Origin of the sequence: Burkholderia sp., assembly GCF_018375725.1 — a bacterium.
Lineage (GTDB): Bacteria > Pseudomonadota > Gammaproteobacteria > Burkholderiales > Burkholderiaceae > Burkholderia.
In genome coordinates, this window is sequence record NZ_JAHACR010000291.1 from 1 (window position 1) to 5,167 (window position 5,167).

General features: G+C 65.9%; 6 protein-coding genes. All 6 read right to left on the minus strand.

Annotated features, from left to right (window positions below; all coding sequences use genetic code 11):
• On the minus strand, nucleotides 1-839 hold an 839-nt coding region (waaC, locus tag KH616_RS20935), incomplete at its 3' end, for a lipopolysaccharide heptosyltransferase I (RefSeq protein ID WP_292250450.1).
• 364 nt (nucleotides 840-1,203) lie between these two features.
• On the minus strand, nucleotides 1,204-1,458 hold the full coding sequence (gene minE, locus KH616_RS20940) for a cell division topological specificity factor MinE (protein WP_292250451.1): 255 nt from the start codon (nucleotides 1,456-1,458) through the stop codon (nucleotides 1,204-1,206).
• Between the two features lie 12 nt (nucleotides 1,459-1,470).
• The gene (gene minD, locus KH616_RS20945; RefSeq protein WP_292250452.1) at nucleotides 1,471-2,286 is read right to left on the minus strand and encodes a septum site-determining protein MinD; all 816 of its coding nucleotides are present in this window, start codon (nucleotides 2,284-2,286) and stop codon (nucleotides 1,471-1,473) included.
• Between the two features lie 49 nt (nucleotides 2,287-2,335).
• On the minus strand, nucleotides 2,336-3,079 hold the full coding sequence (gene minC, locus KH616_RS20950) for a septum site-determining protein MinC (RefSeq protein ID WP_292250454.1): 744 nt from the start codon (nucleotides 3,077-3,079) through the stop codon (nucleotides 2,336-2,338).
• Between the two features lie 194 nt (nucleotides 3,080-3,273).
• The gene (locus KH616_RS20955) at nucleotides 3,274-3,786 is read right to left on the minus strand and encodes a GNAT family N-acetyltransferase (RefSeq protein ID WP_292250455.1); all 513 of its coding nucleotides are present in this window, start codon (nucleotides 3,784-3,786) and stop codon (nucleotides 3,274-3,276) included.
• A gap of 472 nt (nucleotides 3,787-4,258) precedes the next feature.
• A partial coding sequence (locus KH616_RS20960; protein WP_292250457.1) for a methyl-accepting chemotaxis protein occupies nucleotides 4,259-5,167 on the minus strand: 909 nt, incomplete at its 5' end.

A 5,167-nucleotide genomic window follows, 5' to 3' on the forward strand; every position in this document is an offset into this window, starting at 1 on the left:
ATCATCACGGACGGCCTTTTCAACGCACACGCCATGTGAACGAAGCCGGTATCGACGCCGACCACCATCTCGGCCCGGCTGATCACGGCCGCGAGCTGACGCACCGACAACGCCGGCAGCACGGCCGCACCCGGTGCGCGCGCGGCGATGCGCTGCGCTTCCTCGTGTTCGGCGGACGAGCCCCACGGCAACAGCACGCGGATGCCCCGCGCCATCATCTCCTTCGCGAGCGCGGCCCAATGATCGATCGGCCATTTCTTGTCGTCGTTCGACGTCGCGTGGAACATCAGCATGAATGGCGTACCGGCCACGACGGCGTCGGGCAGATCCACGTCATGCGGCGCGACAATGCCGTAGTCCGCGTAGCCCTGCGGCGTATAGCCGAGCGCCTCGCCCGCGCTGATACGCATCCCGTGCCACGCATCGCAGTCGGGCCGCCGGCCGAACCGGTGCGAATAGGCGAAACGCGCGCCGGTTTCGCCGAGATCCTGCGTCGGGTAGCCGAACCGCCGCGCGCCGCGCGCGATTGCCGCAATGATCGCGCTCTTGTAGACGCCGTGCAGATCGATGATCGCGTCGTAGCGATGCGCACGCAATGCGCCGATCGACGCCGAGATCGCCTTCAGGTCGCCCGTGCCGCGCATTTTCTTGAAGCGGCGCAGCGGCGCGCACAGTACGTTACTCACGTCCGGATGCCAGCGCACCACCTCCGCGCACGATTCGTCGACCGCCCAGTCGACCGTCACCCCGGGGAAGGCGCGATGGATATCGGCGACGACGGGCAACGTCTGGACGACGTCGCCGAGCGATGTGACTTTCACGATCAGGATGCGTTTCATTGACGGCGTGGTGACTGATAAGACATTGAAAACATTGCTCGCCATGCTAATGAGATGCCGGCTGGCATCAATTACCGGAACGTTACACTTGCAACAATTTCCGGCGTCTTGACTGAACGGCAACCGCCCCCATTCCGCCCCGGCGTTCTGCCATCAGCCGGCCCATGCGGGCGCCGCGCCGACGGAACGCCCGATCCGACATCGCCCGCGCCGGCCGTCCTGCTGCGATATGCCGCATGGCTGCCGCGCCGGCTGGCCGCACGGCGGCCGGCGGAATCCGTACAACGGGATGGTCTGGAGTCTAACAGCACGTCAAGACGCGCACGGCGGCTCGCGCCGCCGTGCGGAAGGGAAACAGGCCCGGTCAGGCCTGCGGAATCTCGATCTTCACTTCGAGCACTTCGAGCTCGTCCTGGCGCTCGAGGCTGACGCGGATGTCATCGTTCGAAATCTTCACGTACTTCGAGATGACCGCGACGAGTTCCTTTTGCAGGGCCGGCAGATAATCGGCAGGCGGCCGGCCGCCTACCCGCTCGTGCGCGATGATGAGCTGCAGGCGCTCCTTCGCGACCGATGCGGATTTTTTCTTCTCGCCGAGGAGAAACGACAGAATCGACATGGGCGACCTCCGTTACTTGCTGCCGAAGAGGCGCTGCAACAGGCCTGGCTTCTGGTATTCGGTGAAGCGCAACGCCTTGTCCTCACCGAGGAAGCGTCCGACGATGTCCTTGTACGCTTCGGCGACGTCGGTGCCGTCCAGATGCACGGCCGGCAGGCCCTGGTTCGATGCGTGCAGCACCGCTTCCGATTCCGGCACCACGCCGATCAGCTTGATGCGCAGGATCTCGCCGATGTCCTCCAGCGACAGCATTTCACCTTCGCTGACGCGCTTCGGGCTGTAGCGGGTGATCAGCAGGTGCTCCTTGATCGGATCCTTGCCTTCCGCCGCGCGCTTGGTCTTCGACGACAGGATGCCGAGAATACGGTCCGAGTCACGCACCGACGACACTTCCGGGTTCGTGACGATCAGCGCCTCGTCGGCGAAATACATCGCGTGCAGTGCGCCCGCCTCGATGCCGGCCGGCGAATCGCAGACGATGTACTCGAAATCCATCGCGGCCAGGTCCTTCAGGACCTTCTCGACGCCGTCGCGCGTGAGCGCGTCCTTGTCGCGGGTTTGCGACGCCGGCAGGATGAAGAGGTTCTCGCACTTCTTGTCCTTGATCAGCGCCTGGTTCAGGTTCGCCTCGCCCTGGATCACGTTGACGAGGTCGTAGACCACGCGGCGCTCGCAGCCCATGATGAGATCCAGGTTGCGCAGGCCGACGTCGAAGTCGATCACGGCCGTCTTGTGGCCGCGCAGCGCGAGGCCCGACGCGAAGCTCGCGCTCGTGGTCGTCTTGCCCACGCCGCCCTTGCCCGAGGTCACCACGATGATTTTTGCCATTTACCCTATACCCTGTGTTCGTCAATGAGAGCCGATCGACCGCGTCGCGTCACGTCAGGCGCAGCGGTTCGATCATCAATTTTTCCTCTTCGAGCCGGATCTGCACCGGTTTGCCCAGTACGTCGGCAGGCAACGGGTTCTCGGTCGTTCGATAGATACCTGCGATCGAAATCAGTTCCGGCTCGAGACACGTGCAGAAAATGCGCGCGTCGTGGTTGCCGTGCACGCCCGCCAGTGCGCGGCCGCGCAACGGCGCATAGATATGGATGTTGCCTTCCGCGATGACTTCGGCGCCGTTACTGATCGGCGCGAGCACCACGAGGTCCCCTTTCGCGTAAATCTGCTGCCCCGAGCGCAACGGCTTGTCGATCACGAGCGTCTGTCCGACACTCGCCGCCGGCGTCGCCTGGGCCGGCTCCGGCGCGGCTGCCGCCGCCTCGGCCGGCGCCTCGTCGGACGTCTTCGCCGCCGGCACGCGACGGTCGCTCGCCTCGAGCAACGGCAGTCCGGCATTGCCTGCCCAGCCCTGCGTCGCCTGCGCGACGACGCCGACCGGACGCATCCGCACATCGTTGAGCATCTGGCGGATCTCGCCGATCGCCACGCGTTCGCCGTCCGCAAGACGCCGGACGTCGATCACGACGACATCGTCGGAGAAAAACTCGGGAGTCGCTTCGAAGCGTTTGACCAACTCGGTGCGCAAAGCGTCGAGATCGGTGGTCTTCACGATGAACAACAGCGTGTCGACCGTACCGCTGCGCAGTTCGAAGAATGGCGATTTTTTAAGCGACATGGACACTCTGCAAAAAATTTTTGCGTATTTTACAGGCGTCCACGCGGCCAGCCATTATTTTTGGGCGGCGTGCAACAGGCGCCGGGCGCGGCCGGAATCCGCGCCGCGGCGCACGCGCAGATCAACGGGACACGGCACCCCATGCCGCGGATGGCCGGCCGGGCGCAAACCGCCGGCCGGGCGTCACCGGCACGTCAGTGCTTCACCGGTGCCATGAACAGCGACTTCATCGCGCCAGGCATCCGTGTGATCGGCGCATGTTCGCCGGTATTGGCAAAGCCGGCCCGCTCATAGAAACGGATCGCGTTCAGGTTCGCGTCCGCGATCCATGCATAGATTTCCTGCGCGCCGCGCTCGGCGAGCCACGCGGTCGCCGTATCGACGAGCAGCACACCGCCGCGCAGATGACGCACCGCGTGCGCGACCCACAGCTCGCTGACGAACGCGCGGCGTTCGGGCGAGTTGTCGAAATACGCGCCGATCATCCCCGCGGGATGACCTTCGGTGTATAGCAGGAATGTCGTCGACTGATCGGAAATCGCGCGCTGTGCGGCGGCAGCCGCTGCTGCGTCCGCTTCGACGTTCAGCAATTCGGCCTCCGGCGCTTCCCCGGATGCGTACGGCTCACGCAACGACGCGGCGCGAAGTTCGCGATACACGCCGCCCTGATCGGCAGCGATACGACGAACGGTCAAGGTCGAACTCATGCAGGGAAAGCCCCCAATCGGACAGCAAGCTAGTAGCTTCAACCGAAAGCGGGGCGTGAGTCAAATCGTAATTTTCAAATGTGGCGGCGAATCGAGAGACAACAGGCGTTGTCGCCAACGGCGAGCCCGCAACGCGCACCGCGGCAGTGCAGGCGCCGCATCCTTCGCGTGATGGACCGTGTGCGCCGTGCGTCGGCGGCGGCAAGCCGCAACGCGGCCGGCGGCCCTTGTTCGGCGGTCGGCCAGGCTCGCCGGTTCGACGCACGGCGCGGCGACGCGTGGCACGCGATGCCGCGGTGGCGGCCGGCATTCAAACTCGGGATGGCGGGACGGCGCCCGCTTTATTGCGTTGCAGTATTTCCGAACGTCGTTCGGCACGGAGACCCGCCATGACTGCCGCCCCGGCTCGGCCCGGCAAATCGGGCCGGGCGGGCCGGACCGCCGGAACGCCGCCGAGCCCGGCTGCCCCCCGTCAGGCTGCCGCCACGTCCCGCAGCTTGAATACCGATACCGCGTGCCGCAGCGCCCGCGCCTGTTCCGCAAGCGCCTGCGTCGCGGCCGATGCCTGCTCGACGAGGGCCGCGTTGCGCTGCGTTGCGTCGTCCATCTGATTGACGGCGATGTTGACCTGATGGATGCCGCCGCTCTGCTCCTGCGATGCGGCGGAAATTTCACCGACGATCGTCGTGACCCGCTGCACCGCGCCGACAATCTCGTGAATCGATTCGCCTGCGCGGCCGATCAGTGCCGCGCCTGCATCGACACGCTGCGTCGACTGCTCGATCAGCATCTTGATCTCTTTTGCCGCCGCGGCGCTGCGCTGCGCCAGCGTGCGCACTTCGGTCGCGACGACCGCGAACCCGCGTCCCTGCTCGCCCGCGCGCGCCTCCTCGACGGCTGCGTTCAACGCGAGGATGTTGGTCTGGAACTCAATGCCGTCGATCACCGCGATGATCTCGCCGACCTTCGCCGAGCTGTCGGCGATGCCGCTCATCGTCGCGATCGCCTCGCTCATCACGCTGCCGCCGCTCGACGCGACGTCCGATGCATCGTTCGCAAGCTGCGCCGCATGCTTCGCATGCTCGGCGGACTGGCGCACAACGCCCGTCAGTTGCGCCATGCTCGCCGCGGTCTCCTCGATCGACGCCGCCTGCGCCTCGGTGCGCGCCGACAGGTCGTGGTTGCCCGCCGCAATCTGCGCACTCGCGGCCGCGACCGATTCGGCATGCGCGCGCACGTCGAGCACGACGCCCGACAAGCTCGCCTGCATCGTCTGCAGCGCGCGCAGCAGATCGGCGATCTCGTCTCGTCCTGCGGTATCGACCGTTCGCGTCAGGTCGCCGCCGGCCACCGCTTTCGCGCACGCCACTGCCGTATCCAG

What these genes read in the sequence shown, in the direction of transcription:
- KH616_RS20955 (WP_292250455.1), bottom strand. Translation starts at nt 3,786, where the DNA reads ATGAGTTCGACCTTGACCGTTCGTCGTATCGCTGCCGATCAGGGCGGC.
- minE (WP_292250451.1), bottom strand. Translation starts at nt 1,458, where the DNA reads ATGTCGATTCTGTCGTTTCTCCTCGGCGAGAAGAAAAAATCCGCATCG.
- minD (WP_292250452.1), bottom strand. Translation starts at nt 2,286, where the DNA reads ATGGCAAAAATCATCGTGGTGACCTCGGGCAAGGGCGGCGTGGGCAAG.
- minC (WP_292250454.1), bottom strand. Translation starts at nt 3,079, where the DNA reads ATGTCGCTTAAAAAATCGCCATTCTTCGAACTGCGCAGCGGTACGGTC.